Annotated in this window: 16 protein-coding genes; 8 read left to right on the top strand and 8 right to left on the bottom strand. The window is 64.2% G+C overall.

Annotation, left to right across the window (positions count from 1 at the left end; translation table 11 throughout):
- The first annotated feature begins 2 nt into the window (after nucleotides 1-2).
- A complete protein-coding gene (locus tag E4K64_RS13375) occupies nucleotides 3-1,760 on the top strand; it encodes an NAD+ synthase (RefSeq protein ID WP_135163922.1) in 1,758 nt (585 codons plus the stop codon).
- A 196-nt stretch (nucleotides 1,761-1,956) separates the two neighbouring features.
- Here E4K64_RS13375 and E4K64_RS13370 read toward each other — a convergent pair whose 3' ends face one another.
- From E4K64_RS13370 to E4K64_RS13350, 5 genes are all read right to left on the bottom strand, one after another.
- Nucleotides 1,957-2,349 carry a cytochrome C oxidase subunit IV family protein gene (locus E4K64_RS13370; protein ID WP_167771978.1) on the bottom strand — a complete coding sequence of 131 codons (393 nt, stop codon included), beginning with the start codon at nucleotides 2,347-2,349 and terminating at the stop codon, nucleotides 1,957-1,959.
- A 9-nt stretch (nucleotides 2,350-2,358) separates the two neighbouring features.
- The gene (locus E4K64_RS13365) at nucleotides 2,359-3,081 is read right to left on the bottom strand and encodes a heme-copper oxidase subunit III family protein (protein WP_135163920.1); all 723 of its coding nucleotides are present in this window, start codon (nucleotides 3,079-3,081) and stop codon (nucleotides 2,359-2,361) included.
- 14 nt (nucleotides 3,082-3,095) lie between these two features.
- Nucleotides 3,096-3,800 carry a cytochrome c oxidase subunit 3 gene (locus tag E4K64_RS13360; protein ID WP_135163919.1) on the bottom strand — a complete coding sequence of 235 codons (705 nt, stop codon included), beginning with the start codon at nucleotides 3,798-3,800 and terminating at the stop codon, nucleotides 3,096-3,098.
- The gene (locus E4K64_RS13355) at nucleotides 3,797-5,575 is read right to left on the bottom strand and encodes a cbb3-type cytochrome c oxidase subunit I (RefSeq protein WP_135163918.1); all 1,779 of its coding nucleotides are present in this window, start codon (nucleotides 5,573-5,575) and stop codon (nucleotides 3,797-3,799) included. Before E4K64_RS13355 ends, E4K64_RS13360 begins: the two co-directional genes overlap by 4 nt.
- Before the next feature lie 77 nt (nucleotides 5,576-5,652).
- Nucleotides 5,653-6,486 carry a cytochrome c oxidase subunit II gene (locus E4K64_RS13350; protein WP_126261573.1) on the bottom strand — a complete coding sequence of 278 codons (834 nt, stop codon included), beginning with the start codon at nucleotides 6,484-6,486 and terminating at the stop codon, nucleotides 5,653-5,655.
- A gap of 536 nt (nucleotides 6,487-7,022) precedes the next feature.
- Between E4K64_RS13350 and E4K64_RS13345 the strand changes: the two genes are divergently transcribed.
- Nucleotides 7,023-7,928: a DUF2189 domain-containing protein gene (locus E4K64_RS13345; RefSeq protein WP_167771988.1), complete on the top strand. Its 906-nt coding sequence runs from the start codon at nucleotides 7,023-7,025 to the stop codon at nucleotides 7,926-7,928.
- Nucleotides 7,929-8,104: 176 nt separating this feature from the next.
- Here the strand turns inward: E4K64_RS13345 and E4K64_RS13340 are convergent, their stop codons facing one another.
- Nucleotides 8,105-9,292 (bottom strand): DUF2865 domain-containing protein, encoded by a 1,188-nt coding sequence (locus E4K64_RS13340; protein ID WP_135163917.1) that lies wholly within the window; start codon nucleotides 9,290-9,292, stop codon nucleotides 8,105-8,107.
- A 155-nt stretch (nucleotides 9,293-9,447) separates the two neighbouring features.
- Nucleotides 9,448-9,753 (bottom strand): hypothetical protein, encoded by a 306-nt coding sequence (locus E4K64_RS13335; RefSeq protein WP_135163916.1) that lies wholly within the window; start codon nucleotides 9,751-9,753, stop codon nucleotides 9,448-9,450.
- Nucleotides 9,754-10,039: 286 nt separating this feature from the next.
- On the opposite strand from E4K64_RS13335, the gene cysS reads away from it, so the two are divergent.
- From cysS to E4K64_RS13315, 4 genes are all read left to right on the top strand, one after another.
- A complete protein-coding gene (gene cysS / locus E4K64_RS13330) occupies nucleotides 10,040-11,422 on the top strand; it encodes a cysteine--tRNA ligase (RefSeq protein WP_135163915.1) in 1,383 nt (460 codons plus the stop codon).
- A 115-nt stretch (nucleotides 11,423-11,537) separates the two neighbouring features.
- Nucleotides 11,538-12,029: a GNAT family N-acetyltransferase gene (locus tag E4K64_RS13325; RefSeq protein ID WP_167771977.1), complete on the top strand. Its 492-nt coding sequence runs from the start codon at nucleotides 11,538-11,540 to the stop codon at nucleotides 12,027-12,029.
- 298 nt (nucleotides 12,030-12,327) lie between these two features.
- Entirely contained in the window at nucleotides 12,328-13,935 is a 1,608-nt protein-coding gene (cimA, locus tag E4K64_RS13320) for a citramalate synthase (RefSeq protein ID WP_135163913.1), read from the top strand.
- A 135-nt stretch (nucleotides 13,936-14,070) separates the two neighbouring features.
- Nucleotides 14,071-14,448 carry a VOC family protein gene (locus E4K64_RS13315; protein WP_135163912.1) on the top strand — a complete coding sequence of 126 codons (378 nt, stop codon included), beginning with the start codon at nucleotides 14,071-14,073 and terminating at the stop codon, nucleotides 14,446-14,448.
- 109 nt (nucleotides 14,449-14,557) lie between these two features.
- Here E4K64_RS13315 and E4K64_RS13310 read toward each other — a convergent pair whose 3' ends face one another.
- A complete protein-coding gene (locus E4K64_RS13310; protein WP_167771976.1) occupies nucleotides 14,558-15,163 on the bottom strand; it encodes an LOG family protein in 606 nt (201 codons plus the stop codon).
- Nucleotides 15,164-15,364: 201 nt separating this feature from the next.
- On the opposite strand from E4K64_RS13310, the gene E4K64_RS13305 reads away from it, so the two are divergent.
- Both E4K64_RS13305 and E4K64_RS13300 read left to right on the top strand, forming a co-directional pair.
- On the top strand, nucleotides 15,365-17,314 hold the full coding sequence (locus E4K64_RS13305) for an ABCB family ABC transporter ATP-binding protein/permease (RefSeq protein ID WP_135163910.1): 1,950 nt from the start codon (nucleotides 15,365-15,367) through the stop codon (nucleotides 17,312-17,314).
- 69 nt (nucleotides 17,315-17,383) lie between these two features.
- Nucleotides 17,384-18,088: a phosphatidylserine decarboxylase gene (locus E4K64_RS13300; RefSeq protein ID WP_283812317.1), complete on the top strand. Its 705-nt coding sequence runs from the start codon at nucleotides 17,384-17,386 to the stop codon at nucleotides 18,086-18,088.
- Nucleotides 18,089-18,149: the final 61 nt, after the last annotated feature.

The raw sequence follows: 18,149 nt of genomic DNA, 5'->3' as shown, positions 1-18,149 counted from the left end.
CGATGACCGAACGTCTCGCCGCATTCGCGGTCACGCTCGCCCAGCTCAATCCGACCATGGGCGACATCGAGGGCAATGCCGCCAAGGCGCGGGCGGCGCGCGCGCAGGCGATCGCCGACGGCGCCGATCTCGTGCTGTTTCCGGAATTGTTCATCGCCGGCTATCCGCCGGAAGACCTCGTGCAGAAGCCGTCTTTCCAGGCCGCCTGCCGCGCCGCGATCGAAGCTCTGGCGCGCGAGACCGCCGATGGCGGGCCTGCGATGCTGGTCGGCACGCCTTGGCTCGAGGAGGGCAAGCTCTACAATGCCTGCGCGCTGCTCGACGGCGGCCGCATCGCCAGCTTGCGCTTCAAATGCAACCTGCCGAATTACGGCGTGTTCGACGAGAAGCGGCTGTTTTCGCGTGGGCCCGCCGCTGGTCCGGTGACCGTGCGCGGCGTGCGCATCGGCGTGCCGATCTGCGAGGACATCTGGCTGGAGGAGTCCGAGGATTACGAGAACGTGGTCGAGACGCTGGCCGAGACCGGCGCCGAGATCATCCTGGTTCCGAACGGCTCGCCTTACGCCTGCGACAAGAACGACGTGCGCCTGTCGGTCGCGGTGGCACGCGTCACCGAGAGCGGGCTGCCGCTGGTCTATCTCAACCAGGTCGGCGGCCAGGACGAGCTGGTGTTCGACGGCGCCTCCTTCGCGCTCAACGGCGATCTCTCGCTGGCGGCGCAACTGCCGGCATTCGAGGAAAGCATCGTCACGCTGCGCTTCACCCGCAACGGCGACGATTGGCGCTGCGCGGGGCCGATCGCGACGCTGCCCGAGGGCGACAAGGCCGATTACGCCGCCTGCGTGCTGGGTCTGCGCGACTATGTCGGCAAGAACGGCTTTCCCGGCGTGCTGCTCGGCATTTCCGGCGGCATCGATTCCGCGCTGTGCGCGGCTATCGCGGTCGATGCGCTCGGTGTCGATCAGGTGCATGGCGTGATGCTGCCGTATCGCTACACGGCGGCACATTCGATTGCGGATGCCGGCGAGCTCGCCGGCCATCTCGGCATCCGCTACGAGGTGCTGCCGATCGCGGAAGCCGTCAGCGGGTTCGAGACCATCCTCTCGGGCCTCTTCAAGAATCTGCCGCCAGATATCACCGAGGAGAATCTCCAGGCCCGCACCCGCGGCACGCTCCTGATGGCGATCTCCAATAAGACCGGCCTGATGGTGGTGACGACAGGCAACAAGTCCGAGATGTCGGTCGGCTACGCCACGCTCTATGGCGACATGAACGGCGGCTTCAATCCGATCAAGGATATCTACAAGACGCAGGTGTTTCGGCTGGCAAGCTTGCGCAACAGCTGGAAGCCTGACGGCGCGCTCGGGCCCGCCGGCGAGGTGATCCCGCCCGACATCATCACGCGGCCGCCGACCGCGGAGCTGCGCGAGAACCAGACCGACCAGGATTCTCTGCCGCCCTATGACGTGCTCGACGCCATCCTGGAGCGCCTGGTCGAGCGCGAAGAGCCGCTGGACCAGATCATCGCCGCCGGCTTCGACCGCGAGACCGTCACGCGCATCGACCATCTGCTCAACGTCGCCGAATACAAGCGCCGCCAGGCCGCGCCCGGCGTGAAGGTCACGCCCAGAAACTTCGGCCGCGACCGCCGCTATCCCATCACCAACCGGTTTCGCGACAAGGGCGAGGGGGTGTCCGCGCCTGACGAGACGCTGGTGTCGCGCGGGAACCAGGCGTCGATCGACGCGTTCGAGGGGTGAGCTTTCAAAGATGCTTGCGGGGGCGAGGCAGGCGATCTCGCTACTCATTCCGCTGTCATCATCCGCCTTGTGCGCACTTGCGCACTGGGGCGGATGATCCAGTACTCCGCGGCGGACATTGTGAAAACCAACTTCCGCCGCGGAGTACTGGATGCCCCGCCTGCGCGGGGCATGACAGTGGGAACCTCGCGTTCTGCTACGGCGGGGCTGCGAAGAACAAGACTCGAAGCAAGTGCGTGTATTCGGATTCGAGCACCATGATCGACACAAATACCAATACCGCGATCGGCGGCAGCAGGATGGCATAGGCCAAGGCCAGTCGCTCCCAGGCCATGTGCATGAAGACGGCGACGATCAGGCCGGCCTTCAACACCATGAACAGCAGGATCAGCGACCACCTCAGATAGCCATGTAGGCCAAAGTAGTCGACGAGATAGGAGCACGTGCTGAGGACGAACAACCAGCCCCAGACCACGAGGTAGAGCTTGATCGGGTGCTGTTGCCCCTTGGCGTGAACGGCTCCCGTTGCGACTGCGCCCTGCGCCGGAGCGTGGAGCTGTCCTTCCATGTGTACCGCCGCGTTTGTCATGCGCCGACCTCACCAAAGATAGAAGAATGCGAAGATGAACACCCAAACGAGATCGACGAAGTGCCAGTACAGGCCCATGATCTCGACGATCTCGTAGTACCCCTTGCGGCTCGTGAAGAAGCCGCGCCTCTCGACGTCGAAATCGCCGCGAAGGACCTTCCGCGCAATGGCAATCAGGAAGATCACACCGATCGTCACATGGGTACCGTGGAATCCGGTGATCATGAAGAAGCTCGCACCAAACTGCGGCGCACCCCATGGATTGCCCCAGGGCCGGACGCCCTCCATGATCAGCTTGGTCCATTCGAAGGCCTGCATTCCGACGAAGGTTGCGCCGAAGGCCGCAGTGACCAGCATCAGGATTGCGGTTCTCACGCGATCGCGGCGGTAGCCGAAATTGACGGCCATCGCCATTGTTCCGCTGCTGCTGATCAGGACAAAGGTCATGATGGCGATCAGGATCAGGGGGATGTGGTTGCCCCCGATATTGAGGGCGAAGACTTCGCTGGGATTCGGCCACGGCACGGTCGTCGACATGCGCGCCGTCATGTAGGAGAGCAGGAAGCAACTGAAGATGAAGGTGTCGCTGAGGAGGAAGATCCACATCATGGCCTTGCCCCAGGACACGTTCTTGAAGGCGCGTTGATCGGACGCCCAGTCGGCGGCGATGCCGCGCCAGCCTTCAAGCCGCGCAGGCGATTGGCCCGGATTTGTCAGCACGGTCTCGGCCATCGGGTCTCGCCTCCCTAGCTCAGCAATTGGCGGCAGATGTTGACGAAATCATCGGTCCAGCCGGTGAGGAGACCGAGCAGGACAAGCCAGACCAACAGCAGGAAGTGCCAGTAGATGGCGCACAGTTCCACGCTCAAGCGCATGTCGGCGATCTCGGCGCCGCGCCACATCTTGGCTGAGGTTCGGCCCAAGGCCACCAGACCGCCCGTCAGATGCAGCCCGTGCACTGCGGTCAACACGTAGAAGAACGAATTCGCCGGATTGGACGCCACGAGATATCCGGCAGCCGCGAGCCGCTGCCAGGCCAGGAGCTGTCCGGCGAGGAAGATCACGGCAGATGCCCCGCCAGCGAGTAGGCCGATCGTGATGCCTTCAGCATCGTGTCGGCGCGCGGCCAGGTAAGACCATTGCAGCGCGACACTGCTCAGGACCAGGACGCCCGTGTTGACCCACAGCAGCCGTGGTACCGGCAGCGGCCGCCAGTCCGCCACGCTCATGCGCATCGAGTAGGCGCTGATGAAGAGGACGAATAATGCGCTCGCGACAGCGAGAAACACGCCAAGTCCGAGCTTCGCTGCCGGCCAGGTCATGGCATCGCCGCCGGGGAAGTCACCGGCCGGGCCTTCTTCCAGCCAGGGCTTGGCCGTCAGCCGCTGCTGCGACAGCCACCATCCGGCGATCACCACAAGCACAGCCAGGAACAGGATGACGGCGCTCACGAAGCGGCTCCCTGAATGAGCTGCGTCGCGCGTGGCGGCTGGTTCTGCGGAATGAAGTCCTCCGCGGCGCCGGGCACACTGTAATCATAGGCCCAGCGGTATACGACAGGCAGCTCCTTGCCCCAGTTGCCGTGCCCCGGGGGCGTCTCCGGCGTCTGCCACTCCAGCGTCGTCGCCCGCCACGGATTGCCGCCTGAGGCCTCACCCTTGAACAAGCTCCAGGCAAGGTTGAACAGGAACACCATCTGGCTGAAGCCGACTGTCAAGGCCACCACGGAGATGAAGGCGTTTAGTGAATGGGCCGAGGACGGGATGAACGTCGTATCTCCGAGTTCGAAATACCGGCGCGGGACCCCGAGCAGTCCAAGATAGTGCATGGGGAAGAAGATCAGGTAGGCGCCGAGGAAGGTGACCCAGAAGTGAAACTTGCCCAGGGCGTCGTTCAGCATCCGCCCCGTGACCTTTGGATACCAATGATAGATCGCGCCGAGCACGACCATGATCGGCGCCACGCCCATCACCATGTGGAAATGCGCGACCACGAACATGGTATCCGAGAGGGGCACGTCCACGACAACGTTGCCGAGGAAGAGGCCGGTGAGCCCGCCGTTCACGAAGGTGATGATGAAGCCGAGGGCGAACAGCATCGGCACCGTGAGATGAATGTCGCCGCGCCACAGGGTCAGCACCCAGTTGTAGACCTTGATCGCGGTGGGGATTGCGATGATGAGCGTCGTGGTGGCGAAGAAGTACCCGAATTGCGGGAACATGCCGCTCACATACATGTGGTGCGCCCATACGACGAAGCTGAGCGCGCCGATGGCCACGATCGCCCAGACCATCATGCGATAGCCAAAGATGTTCTTGCGCGCATGCGTGCTGATCAGATCGGAGACGATGCCGAAGGCGGGCAGGGCGACGATGTAGACCTCGGGGTGGCCGAAGAACCAGAACAGGTGCTGGAAGAGCAGCGGGCTGCCACCACCATATTTCGAAAGCGTGCCCATCTCGACGAGGGAGGGCATGAAGAAGCTGGTTCCCAAGAGACGGTCTAGCAGCAGCATGACCGAGGCAACGAAGAGTGCAGGGAATGCCAACAACGCCATGACGGTCGCCGTGAAGATGCCCCACACCGTCAGGGGCAGGCGCATCAAGGTCATGCCGCGGGTGCGCGCCTGCAGCACCGTCACCACATAATTCAGCCCGCCCATGGTGAAGCCGATGATGAACAGGATCAGGGACGACATCATGAGAATGATGCCCCAATCCTGCCCGGGCGTTCCGGAGAGGATTGCTTGCGGCGGGTATAACGTCCAGCCGGCGCCGGTGGGGCCGCCGGGCACGAAGAATGTCGAGGCAAGCACCAGGACTGCGAGCAGGTAGACCCAGTAGCTCAGCATGTTCACATAAGGGAAGACCATGTCCCGGGCGCCTACCATCAGCGGGATCAGGTAGTTGCCGAAGCCGCCCAGGAACAACGCGGTGAGCAGATAGATCACCATGATCATGCCGTGCATGGTGATGAACTGGAGGTACTGGTTGGCATCGATGAAAGAGAAGGTGCCGGGGAATCCCAGTTGCAGCCGCATCAGCCACGACAGCACCAGGGCCACCAGCCCGATGGCCGAGGCCGTCAGCGAATACTGAATGGCGATCACCTTGGCGTCCTGCGAGAAGACATACCGTGTCCACCAGCTCCGCGGATGGTAGAGCTCGACATCAGGTACTTCGGCAGGCGGGATGCTGCGGATCCCTTCATATGGAATATCGACCATAGAAACCTCCTCGATCGTTTCCATCGGGGTGAGGCGTTGGCCTCGTGCACCCGATCAATCGTCGCGGCGGCAGCTTGCTACTTGCCGCCGGATTGGTACGTCGTCTTCACGACGGCTCTTGCCGGCGATAATTCTGCGAACGTCTTTTGTTGCTCCAGCCAGGCGTGATATTCACGCTCTTCGTCGACGATGACCTTGGCCCGCATCTGATAATGAGCAGCGCCACAGAGCTCCGCACAGAGAACATCGAACGTTCCGGTTCGGATCGGCGTTATCCAGAAATAGGTCACCATGCCTGGGACCATGTCCATCTTGGCCCGGAATTCGGGCACGTAGAAATCGTGCAGGACATCAACCGAGCGGAGGAGGACCTTGACCGGCTTTCCCACTTGAAGGTGCAAGTCGCCGTTCTCGATCACGACGTCGTCCTGCGCGTGCGAGTCGTCACGGTTCAGCCCCATCGGATTGTCGGAAGCGATGTTGCGAACATCGGATGTGCCCAATTTCCCATCCTTGCCGGGAAGCCGGAAGCTCCATTGCCATTGCTGGCCCATGACCTCGACCTCGGTGGCATCCGCAGGCACCGTCACGAACTGGTGCCAGACCACGAGGCCAGGTGCCAGCATGGCTGCGACGCCGACGCCGGTCCCGACGCTCAACCACCATTCGAGCCTCTTGTTTTCCGGATTGTAGTCGGCCCGTCTTCCCTCTTTGTGGTGAAAGCGGAAGACGCAATAAGCCATGAAGGCGATGACGGCGACGAACACAAAGCCCGTAATCCAGAACGTGATGCTGATGGTGTGGTCGATATAGGCCCAGTTCGTGGCGATCGGCGTCCACCACCACGGGCTGTAGAGGTGAAACAGCACGGAGCCGATCGCGACCAGAAGCAATATCAGTGCGACAGCCATCCTGATCCATCCTTGCCACTGAAGGCTACGGATACGAATCCAGGGCGGAGCTCATGTCTGTCGCGATGGCTGGCCTTTCTTGGTTGGCATACATGCCATCGCCGGCCTCTTGCCTCGCCCATTCCACTGGTCGCGAAATCAGGAGAAAGCCCGCGACCATCAATCTCATCGGAGCTAAGGGCGTCTGCGTCTAAAATGGTACCAGCCTAATCCGGCGTCAATAGAGCAGATAGGCGTCCCGACGTGGGTGTTGCCGTCGCTCGGCAAGTCGACACAAAGCATCAGCGCATTTCAGCGTCCTGGGTGATGCAACGCACAAATCGGGCGCATAGTTCACCCAACCGTGAGTGCAGCCGTGGCCCGCACGCGCTAAGCTTCCAAGGTAGGTCGCGACGGGTTCCGTCCGGCCAGGCTCGTTAGATGAACCTGGGTTGCCGTACTCAACCCATCGCGTTTCCTGCTCGTTCGGCGGACACGCGTGGACTGGAAAGCGCGTGTTATCGAAACCGCGATTTTCAGCAGGGGAGGGTCTGCTCATGGCCACTCTGTACCCCCACCACATCACCAGGCGGCACGCATTCGGCGAAGCGGCCTCCTATCCCATTCGCAAGATCAGTTTGTCCGATCTGACCGAGGCCTTGCGCCTGGGTTGGGAGGATTTCCAGGCGATGCCGAGCCACGCGATCGTCGTGTGCCTGATTTATCCCGTCCTCGGTCTCGCCCTGTTCAGGATGGTTCTCGGCTATTCGGTGCTGCCGCTACTGTTTCCGCTGGCCGCCGGCTTTGCCTTGATCGGTCCTTTTGCCGCGATCGGTCTCTACGAACTCAGCCGGCGTCGCGAGCGCGGCGACGAGGTCGATGCATGGGATGCGATCAAGGTGGTGCGCGCACCGTCGTTCGGCGCCATGGTCGAGCTCGGCGTGCTCCTGCTGGTCCTGTTCGGGGCCTGGATCGGTGTCGCGAACGCGATCTATGTCTCAATCTTCGGTCATGCGGCGGCCGCAAGCATTCCCGACTTCGCAACGCGCGTGCTGACGACACCGGAAGGCTGGTCGCTCATCATCGTCGGTTGCGGTGTCGGCTTCCTGTTTGCGGTTGTGGCGTTGTGCGTCAGCGTCGTGTCATTTCCGTTGATGCTCGACCGGCATGCGACTGCGATCGACGCGATCCGCACGTCGCTCCGAGCGGTGGCGGCGAATCCGGTTGCGATGGCCGGATGGGGCCTCATCGTGGCGGCGCTGCTCGTGATCGGCTCGCTGCCGCTCTTCGTCGGTCTCGCTGTCGTCTTGCCGGTGCTCGGTCATGCCACTTGGCACCTCTATCGGCGGGTGGTTGAGCCGAATCCGAACCCACCGGACGCACCGCCGCCGCCCCCGAAGGGAAGGCGCTACGCAGCAGACTTTCCGGCCAATCTCATCCCGTGGAGCCGCGAGGGCGAGTAGTAGCGCGCGTTTGAGAGATAACTGTTGCGAGTGAGGCGGGCGATTGTGCCCCTGGACTGCTGTCATCATCCGCGAAAGCGGATGATCCAGTACCCTGCGGCGCTGCTTGGTGCACGGCTGGCGTCACGGAGTACGTGCCCCGCCCTCGCTGGGCATGACAGTAAAAGCAGGGCTGCCTACTTCTGCTGCTGTGGCAGGAAGCTCGGGCCGACCGAACGGATCGGCTTGTTCTCCGACGAGGTCGCGGGGGCTGGATCCGCCGGCGGCGGTGCGGCCGGTGCGGTGGCCGTCGTCGGCGCGGGAGCTGGGCCCTTCTTGGGGCTCACAGGCGTGCCCTTGTTGAGCCGCTGCTGCTGCATCTTCTTGGCGCTCTCTTCGGTGACGATGATGTCGCCCTGCTGCTCGGCCGCCGCCTTGTCGTCGGCAGATTTCAGCGCGTCCGCCCAGGTCTGTCCTGCGGCCTTGCAGGAGCATGACGGGTTGAACTCGCTGCGGAATTTGAACGCGGTCGGCAGCGCCGTGTAGGGCTGGCCGCTGATCGAGACCGCCGCATTCATGTCTTCGCCGGGATTGCGATGGGTGTAGAGCACGGCTTCCGCGGCGGGGCAGAGCGCCTTGCAGGTCTTCTCATCGTCTGGGAAGCGCGCCGGCACCGTCGCAAACGAGACCGGGAAATAGGCGCCGTCGCAGGTGCGCACGCACACGGTACGGTAGGTGCCGGATTGCGGCCCGAGATCGGAGGGCGGCACGCCTTGCGGATTGCCGGCGTTGTTGCCGCCGAACAGATTGCTCAGGAAGTTGCCGCCGCCCTGCGACTGCGCGGCGTTGGCGTATTGCGGGCCGCAATTGTTCTGCGCCAGCGCCGCCAGCACCGAGCGGCGCTGGCTGTCGCGCTCCGGGCTGAAGCCGCCGGGGCCGCCGCCGCGCAGGCGTTCGAGATTGCCGGTGATCTGGTCCAGATTGGCGCGCATCTGCTGGATCTGGGTGTTGACCGGGCCGCATTGCGCCGACTGGCCGTTGAACAGCGAGAAGAAGCCGGAGGAATCGCAGCCCATGCGCTTGGCCTGCATGGTGACGCGGTCGAGCTCGGCCTGCTGGCGGGCCTGGGAATCCTGGTAGCGGCGGATCTGCTCCTCACGCGCGGGGTCGCCACCCCCGCCGCGGTCCAGCGCGGCGAGCTGGCCCTCGAGGCGCACGCACATCGGATTCGGCCCGAGGCCGTTCTGGCCCGCTTGCGGCGGCGGTCCGGGCGGACCGGCCTGCGCGAAAGCGCCGGTGACGAGCACGGCCGTGCTCAACAGCACGGTGCAGGCAAGGAAACAGCGAGCACGGGAGAGAGACAGGAATTCAGGCATATCCGCCATTCTAGCGAGGTCACGGCCCAATGTGACGTTCCACGTGACTTGCCACGTGACTTGGAGGGCCAAAGCGCGCCCTCCCAATAGCCGCTTCCGGCGGCATCGTCACGTCGTTTCGGGGGCCCAAGGACCGGCCTAAGCTGCGCCAGCTCCGAGCAAATTCAGCGCTGGCAGGTGATTGCGACATATTCGTCGCAATGGCCATGGGAGCAATTTGTGCCGGATTTGGGGACAGAGCCGGTAATTTCGTCGGGATCGATCCGGCGATAGGCTGACGCCTGGGCAAAATCTCGTGACTGGCAATAGGTGCGCGCGGCGGAGGCGCCGCATTTGTCACCCCTGGCCAGGCACTGGTCGACGCCGTAGCCGTCTGCCTGATTGGCGATGATGAAGACGCGGCTCTCGGCCAAGGCGCTGGAGGCCGCAAAGACGAAGGCGCTGGAAATGAGCGCGGGCAGGAATCGCATGAAAATGCACCGGGGCAAAAAAAGGGAACTGCCGGTTCCAGAATGGGCTCAAATGGTTAGGAGATCGTGAACCCTCACGACAGGCGGGCCTCCCGGGGCACAAACGGCGTTTTCGCGGCTCTCTTGACGCAGGGGCGCCTGATGGCCCATATGTTCCGCATGAACGGTCTCCTCGCCATTTGCGCCATTTGCCGCGAGATTACGAGCTAGCGATTCGCTGGCTGGAGCCGTCTTTTCTCAAACACGTTGAGAGCCTTGGACGCCCGGCCGCAAGGGATGGGTTGTCATGGAATTGCGCCTCTACGATACGCTGAGCCGGGAAAAGCGCGCCTTTGTGCCGCTCGATGCGAGCAACGTCCGCATGTATGTCTGCGGACCGACCGTCTATGACTTCGCCCATATCGGCAATGCGCGGCCGGTGATCGTGTTCGACGTGCTGTTTCGGCTGCTGCGCCACTTGTACGGCGAGGCGCATGTCAAATATGTCCGCAACATCACCGACGTCGACGACAAGATCAACGACCGCGCCGCGCGCGATTTCCCCGGCCTGCCGCTGAACGAGGCGATCCGCAAGGTGACGGAGGAGACGGGCCGGCAGTTTCATGCCGATGTCGATGCACTCGGCGCATTGCGGCCGAGCGTCGAGCCGCGTGCGACCGAGCATATCGCCGAGATGCGCGAGATCATCGAACGGCTGGTCAAGGGCGGCTTTGCGTATGTCGCCGAGGACCACGTGCTGTTCTCGCCGCAGGCGATGAACGCGGCCAATTCCTCGCTGCCGCGCTACGGCGCCCTGTCCAACCGCTCGCTCGACGAGATGGTGGCCGGTGCCCGCGTCGATGTCGCGCCCTACAAGAAGGGCAACACCGACTTCGTGCTGTGGAAGCCGTCCAAGCCCGGCGAGCCGTCATGGGCCTCGCCGGCCGGCATCAAGGCCGAGGGCCGTCCGGGCTGGCACATCGAGTGCTCGGCGATGGCCTGGAAGCATCTCGGCGAGCATTTCGACATTCATGGCGGCGGCATCGATCTCGTGTTTCCGCATCACGAGAACGAGGTCGCGCAGACCTGCTGCGCCTTCCACCGCGAGCGCATGGCGAACTATTGGATGCACAACGGCTTCCTCCAGGTCGAGAGCGAGAAGATGTCGAAGTCGCTCGGCAACTTCATCACGATCCACGAGCTGCTAAAGGACTGGCCGGGCGAGGTGCTGCGCCTGAACATGCTCAAGACGCATTACCGTTCGCCGATCGACTGGACCATGAAGTCGCTGGAGGAGAGCGCCAAGACGCTCGACGACTGGTATCGCGTCGCGGCGGACGTCGAGCCCGGCAGGCCGGCAGCGTCCGTTGTCGAGCCGCTGCTCGACGATCTCAACACCCCGCTGGCGATCGCCGCACTGCATGGTCTGCGCGGCGGAGATGTGAGCGCTCTGGCGGGCTCGCTGCGGCTGCTCGGATTCCTGTCCGAGAGCGCTGCGCAATGGGAAGGCCGCAAGCAGCAGGCGAGCGGCGTCGATGCCAAGGAGGTCGAGCGCCTGATCGCGGAGCGGACGGCGGCCCGTAGCCGCAAGGACTTTGGGGAATCCGACCGCATTCGTGATCTGCTCGCCGCGATGGGCGTTGCGATCAAGGACTCCAAGGAAGGAACGACGTGGGAGATTGCGCGATGAAGCGGCCCGACACGCCTTTCCCGCGGCACTGGCTCTATTACATCGCGCTGAAGATCGCGCTGCTCGTCGGCGCCGTGCTGCTGGTGCTCAAGCTGTATGGGATGTGGTGAGGACGATGGGACAGACTTTGCCAAAGCCCGGCTTGCGGCCGTTCCTGCCCGACGACGTGCCGGTGCTCGCCGCGATCTTCGCCGCCAGCATCGAGGAGCTGACCGGCGAGGACTATAGCGAGGCGCAGCAGCGGGCCTGGATGGAGATCGCGGAAGGCGAAGAGTTCGGCAAGCGGCTTGCGGCCGATTTGACGCTGATCGCGACGATCGAAGGCTCGCCGGTCGGTTTTGCTTCGCTGCGCGGCAACGACCACATCCGCATGCTCTATGTGCATCCGGCCGTGGCCGGGCACGGCATCGCCACCATGCTGATCGACGCGCTGGAGAAGCTTGCCGGCGGCCGCGGCGCGCAAAGCCTCACCGTCGATGCCAGCGACACCGCGCAGGGTTTTTTCGCCAAGCGCGGCTACACCGCCCAGCAGCGCAACAGCGTCACGATCAACGACGAATGGCTCGCCAACACCACGATGAAGAAGACGCTCGGAGCGGTGCAATGAGCAAGGAGCTTGTTCACCAGGCGCGAGCCTCTCTCCGCTCCCCCTGCGTAGGGCTATCGCAAGTGACGCGCGGCGGCAGCCTGCGCACACGCCTCGTCCTTCGAGACGGCGCTTACGCGCCTCCTCAGGATGAGGCTAATCGGCGCGAGCGCCCGTTGAAACTGCTGCCGCGCACTCCCGTCCTCATCCTGAGGAGCCCGCCTAAAGCGGGCGTCTCGAAGGATGGCCGCAGGGAAAAGCTTTCAAATGTCATAGCCCTCCCCCACAAGGGGGGAGGTAACAAGAACGGACGCTCGCGATGAACTCGGCAAGGAAAGAGCGTCTTTATCTGTTCGACACCACGCTGCGCGACGGCGCGCAGACCAATGGCGTCGACTTCACGCTGACCGACAAGCAGGTCATCGCCGCGATGCTCGACGACCTCGGCATCGACTATGTCGAGGGCGGCTATCCCGGCGCCAATCCGCTCGACAGCGAATTCTTTGCCAGCAAGCCGAAGCTCAATCATGCTCGCTTCACCGCGTTCGGCATGACGCGCCGGGCCGGGCGCTCGGTCTCGAACGATCCCGGCGTGGCCGGGCTGTTGGAAGCGAAGGCGGATGCGATCTGCTTCGTGGCGAAGGCGTCGGCCTATCAGGTGCGCGTCGCGCTGGAGACGACGCAGGAAGAGAACCTCGCCTCCATCCGCGACAGCGTCGCGGCCGCGAAGGCCGCCGGCCGCGAGGTCATGCTCGACTGCGAGCATTTCTTCGACGGCTACAAGGAAGATTCCAGCTTCGCGCTCGCCTGCGCCAAAGCCGCCTTCGATGCCGGCGCGCGCTGGGTGGTGCTGTGCGACACCAACGGCGGCACCATGCCTGACGAGGTCGAGGCCATCGTCACCGAGGTGACGAAGCACATCCCCGGCGATCACGTCGGTATCCACGCCCATAACGACACCGAGCAGGCGGTGGCGAACTCGCTCGCCGCGGTGCGGGCCGGTGCGCGGCAGATCCAGGGCACGCTGAACGGCCTCGGCGAGCGCTGCGGCAATGCCAATCTCTGCTCGCTGATCCCGACGCTGAAGTTGAAGCAGGGCTTTGCCGACGCGTTCGAGATCGGCGTCACCGCGGAGAAGCTGGCGACGCTCGTCAAGGTCTCGCGCACGCTCGACGACATGCTCAACCGCGTCCCGAACCGGCATGCGCCCTACGTCGGCGAGAGCGCCTTCGTCACCAAGACCGGCATTCATGCCTCCGCGGTGTTGAAGGACCCGCAGACCTACGAGCACGTGCTGCCGGAGACGGTGGGCAATCACCGCAAGGTGCTGGTCTCGGACCAGGCCGGGCGGTCCAACGTCATCGCCGAGCTCGAGCGAGCCGGTATTCCCTACGAGAAGAGCGATCCCAAGCTGACGCGCCTCGTCGAGGAGCTGAAGGAGCGCGAGGCGGCCGGCTACGCCTATGAGTCCGCCAACGCGTCCTTCGAGCTCCTGGCGCGTCGCACGCTCGGCAAGGTGCCGCATTATTTCGAGGTCGAGCAGTTCGACGTCAATGTCGAGCAGCGCTACAACGCGCTCGGCGAGCGCGTCACCGTGGCGCTCGCGGTGGTGAAGGTCGACGTCGCCGGCGAGCACCTGATCTCGGCCGCCGAGGGCAACGGCCCCGTCAACGCGCTCGACGTCGCCATGCGCAAGGACCTCGGCAAGTACCAGAAATACATCGAGGGCTTGAAGCTGATCGACTACCGGGTGCGTATCCTCAACGGCGGCACCGGCGCGGTCACGCGCGTGCTGATCGAGAGCGAGGACGAGAACGGCGACAGCTGGACCACGGTCGGCGTCTCCCCGAACATCATCGACGCCTCGTTCCAGGCGCTGATGGATTCGGTGATCTACAAGCTCGTGAGGTCGGGAGCGCCGGCGTAGGGTCCACGACGACTGTCATACCCCGCGAAAGCGGGGTATCCAGTACGCCGCGGCTTCTCCGCAACGTCGCAACGTCTCGGAGTACTGGATCGCCCGGTCAAGCCGGGCGATGACAGCGGAGCGAGGAGGGGGCCAATGATCGACCACATTTCCGTCGGCGTCAGCGATCTCGAGCGGGCCGCAAGATTCTACGAGGCCACGCTCGCAGCCCTCGGCCTTGCGCGCCTCGTCGCGCGGCCGCGGACGGTCGGCTTCGGCAAGGCCTATCCCGAGTTCTGGATCAATCTGCGCGAGAACATGGCGCCTGTAGCTCGGGAAAGCGGCGCGCACATCTGCCTGCGCGCCAAGACGACGGACGAGGTCGATGCGTTTCATGCCGCGGCTCTCGCCGCGGGCGGGACCTCTGACGGCGCGCCCGGCATCCGCCCGCACGATCGCGTGCGCTACTACGCGGCCTTCGTCGTCGATCCCGACGGCAACCGCATCGAGGCGGTGACGTTTCCACAGGGATAGCGGGCAGCCTAAAGCGCGATGCGATTAGGATGAATCGCCATCGCGCTCTAGGTTGTTGTTTAAGCATGATCTTTTCGGAAAACCGCTGCGCACTTTTCCGGATGATGCTTTAGAGCCGGCGCGCCACGTCGGGCGCGAGATCGAGCTGGCTGTCCGAAATCTGCGCAGCAGCGGCGCGCAGTCGCGGAACGATCTCCTCGACCTTGTCGGCCTTCAGGATATCGACGGTGAGGCCGGCCCGGATGAATTCGGTTTGGCGCATGTGCGCCACCAGAGAGAACAGCGGCTCCCAGAAATTGTCGATATTGGCGAGCAGCACGGGCTTGGCGTGACGGCCGAGCTGCTGCCAGGTCAATTGCTCGACCAGCTCCTCGAGCGTGCCGAGCCCGCCGGGCAGGGCGACGAAGGCGTCGGAGCGCTCGAACATCAGCCGCTTGCGCTCGTGCATGTCGGGCGTGACGACCATCTCCTGGACGCGCGTCAGCGCGTTCTCGCGCATCCGCAGGAAGTCGGGGATGATGCCGGTGACGGTGCCGCCGTGATCGAGCACGGAGGTTGCGACCGCCCCCATCAGCCCGAGCGAGCCGCCGCCATAAACGAGGCGGATCTTGCTATCCGCCAGCGCTTTGCCGAGCGCCTTTGCCGCTTCGATGAAGTTGGGATTGGTTCCGGGGCCGGAGCCGCAATAGACACAGACGGTTTTGATCGTGCTCATTGGTGCCATGATGCATTGCAGCGAAGAGGCGTCAAGCCTAATCGGTGATTCGATACTCCCGGAAATCTACCGGTAAATCGCGGCAAACAATCGAAGATTCGCCATTTGACGGGGTGCGCTGGCATCGGGAAGGCTCTATATGACAGGCGAAAATCGTAAATCTCGACGACGCCCGCATCCGGTGGGCTTTCAGGCTTCTTGATGGACCAACCTCAATCGTTCGACGGCGCCGACGTTCCCGCCGGCGGCCCGCCCGAGCAGGGGACGCTGATGGGCACGCTGGCGCATCTGTGGCCCTATATCTGGCCGGGCGACCGCTTCGACCTGAAGATGCGCGTGGTCTGGTCGCTGGTGCTGCTGCTCGCGGCCAAGCTGATCACGCTCGCGGTACCGTTCAGCTTCAAATGGGCGACGGACGCGCTGACCGGCGCCAACTCGGCGCCGGTGCAGGCCGACAATTGGCAGCTCTGGGTGATCGCCTCGCCGTTGTTGCTGACCGCGAGCTACGGCGTGATGCGCATCCTGATGGCGCTGCTGACGCAATGGCGCGACGGCATCTTCGCGCGCGTCGCCATGCATGCGGTGCGCAAGCTCGCCACCATCACCTTCATCCACATGCACGAGCTGTCGCTGCGCTTCCACCTCGAGCGCAAGACCGGCGGCCTGACCCGCGTGCTCGAGCGCGGCCGCGAGGGCATCGAGGTGATCGTCCGCATGGTGATCCTGCAGCTGATCCCGACCATCGTCGAGGTCTCGCTGCTGATGGCCGTGCTGCTCTGGCAGTTCGACTGGCGTTACGTGGTCGCCACCCTGATCATGGTCGCGCTCTACATGTACTACACCTACATCGCGACCGAGTGGCGGATCGGCATCCGCCGCAAGATGAACGATTCCGACACCGAGGCGAACACCAAGGCGATCGACTCGCTGCTCAACTACGAGACCGTGAAATATTTCAGCGCCGAGGCGCGCGAGGCGAAGCGCTACGACAAATCGGTGGAGCGCTACGAGGAAGCGAGCGTCCGCAGCTACACCTCGCTCGCGGTGCTGAATACCGGCCAGGCGGTGATCTTCACGCTGGGCCTGACCGCGACCATGCTGATGTGCGCGATCGGCGTGCGCAACGGCACCAACACGGTCGGCGATTTCGTGCTGGTCAACGCCATGATGATCCAGCTCTACCAGCCCCTGAACTTCATGGGCATGGTCTATCGCGAGATCAAGCAGGCGATCATCGACATCGAGAAGATGTTCGGCGTGCTCGGCCGCGAGGCCGAGATCAAGGACGCGCCCGATGCCGAGCCGCTGGTCATCTCCGCCGGCACCGTGCGCTTCGAGGACGTGCGCTTCGCCTATGAGCCGGCGCGGCCGATCCTCAAGGGCATCAGCTTCGAGGTGCCGGCCGGCAAGACCGTCGCCATCGTCGGCCCGTCGGGCGCCGGCAAGTCGACCATCTCGCGCCTTCTGTTCCGCCTCTATGACGTCTCCGGCGGCAGGATACTGATCGACGGCCAGGACATTCGCGCGGTGACGCAAGATTCGCTCCGCGCCTCGATCGGCATGGTGCCGCAGGATACCGTGCTGTTCAACGACACCATTCGCTATAACATCCGCTACGGTCGCTGGGACGCCAGCGATGCCGAGGTCGAGGAAGCCGCGCAACTGGCGCAGATCGATCATTTCATCCGCATGGCGCCGAAGGGCTACGAGACCCAGGTCGGGGAGCGCGGGCTCAAGCTGTCGGGCGGCGAGAAGCAGCGCGTCGCGATCGCGCGCACCGTCTTGAAGGCGCCGCCGATCCTGGTGCTGGACGAGGCGACCTCGGCGCTCGATACCCACACCGAGCACGAGATCCAGGGCGCGCTCGACCGCGTGGCGAAGAACCGCACCTCGCTGGTGATCGCGCACCGGCTCTCGACCATCGTCGGGGCCGACGAAATCATCGTGCTGGATCAGGGCCGCATCGCCGAGCGGGGGACCCACGCCAGGCTGCTCGCCCATGGCGGCCTCTATGCCAGCATGTGGAACAGGCAGCGCGAGGCCGAGGCGGCGCGCGAGAAGCTGGCCAAGATGGCCGATACCGGCGAGGCCCCCAACCGGGAGCCGCCCCCGGTCGATGACGCCCTGACGACGCCTGCGGCGGCGGTGTGACCTTGTCTCCGGTCCCAACTCTGGCCTAAACAGGCCCGCGCGACCTGCGCCATCAACCCCGAGCGGCAGATAACGATGTCCATTCTCGATTCGATCCAGCGTCAGATCCCGCCGATCCACAAGGAGGGCTATCCCTTCATCGGCGGCTTTGCGCTGGCAAGCCTAATCCTGTTCTGGCTGTGGTCGCCTCTGGGCTGGATCGGCACGATCCTGACCGTGTGGTGCGCGCTGTTCTTCCGCGATCCCGTGCGCGTGACGCCGGTGCGCGAGGGGCTGGTGGTGTCGCCGGCCGACGGCCGCGTCTCGATGATCACCATGGCGCTGCCGCCGGCCGAGCTCGGCCTCGGCGACCGGCCGCTGCCGCGCATTTCGGTGTTCATGAGCGTGTTCAATTGTCACGTGAACCGCGCGCCCGTCGCGGGGAGGGTGGACCGCATCGCCTACCGGCCCGGACTCTTCATCAATGCCGAGCTCGACAAGGCCAGCGAGGACAACGAGCGCAACTCGCTGGTCATCTCGACACCGACGGCTCGCATCGGCGTGGTGCAGATTGCAGGTCTCGTCGCCAAGCGCATCGTCTGCTTCGTCCGGGAAGGCCAGGCGATCGGCACCGGCGAGCGCTTCGGCCTGATCCGCTTCGGCTCGCGGCTCGACGTCTATCTGCCTGTGGGGACCAAGGCGCTGGTCTCGGAAGGGCAGACCGCCATCGCCGGCGAAACGATTCTGGCCGATCTTGCCGTCGACGACCCCAGCCGGACCTACCGCGCCAATTAACCAATAGTCGGTCCGCGATGGCCCTCCGTCGCAATGGCGGAGGGGGGCGCGGCTTGCTATA

Origin of the sequence: Bradyrhizobium frederickii, from assembly GCF_004570865.1 — a bacterium.
GTDB lineage: Bacteria > Pseudomonadota > Alphaproteobacteria > Rhizobiales > Xanthobacteraceae > Bradyrhizobium > Bradyrhizobium frederickii.
The sequence above is the reverse complement of the archived record's forward strand: the minus strand, read 5'-3'. Positions and strand labels throughout refer to the sequence as shown.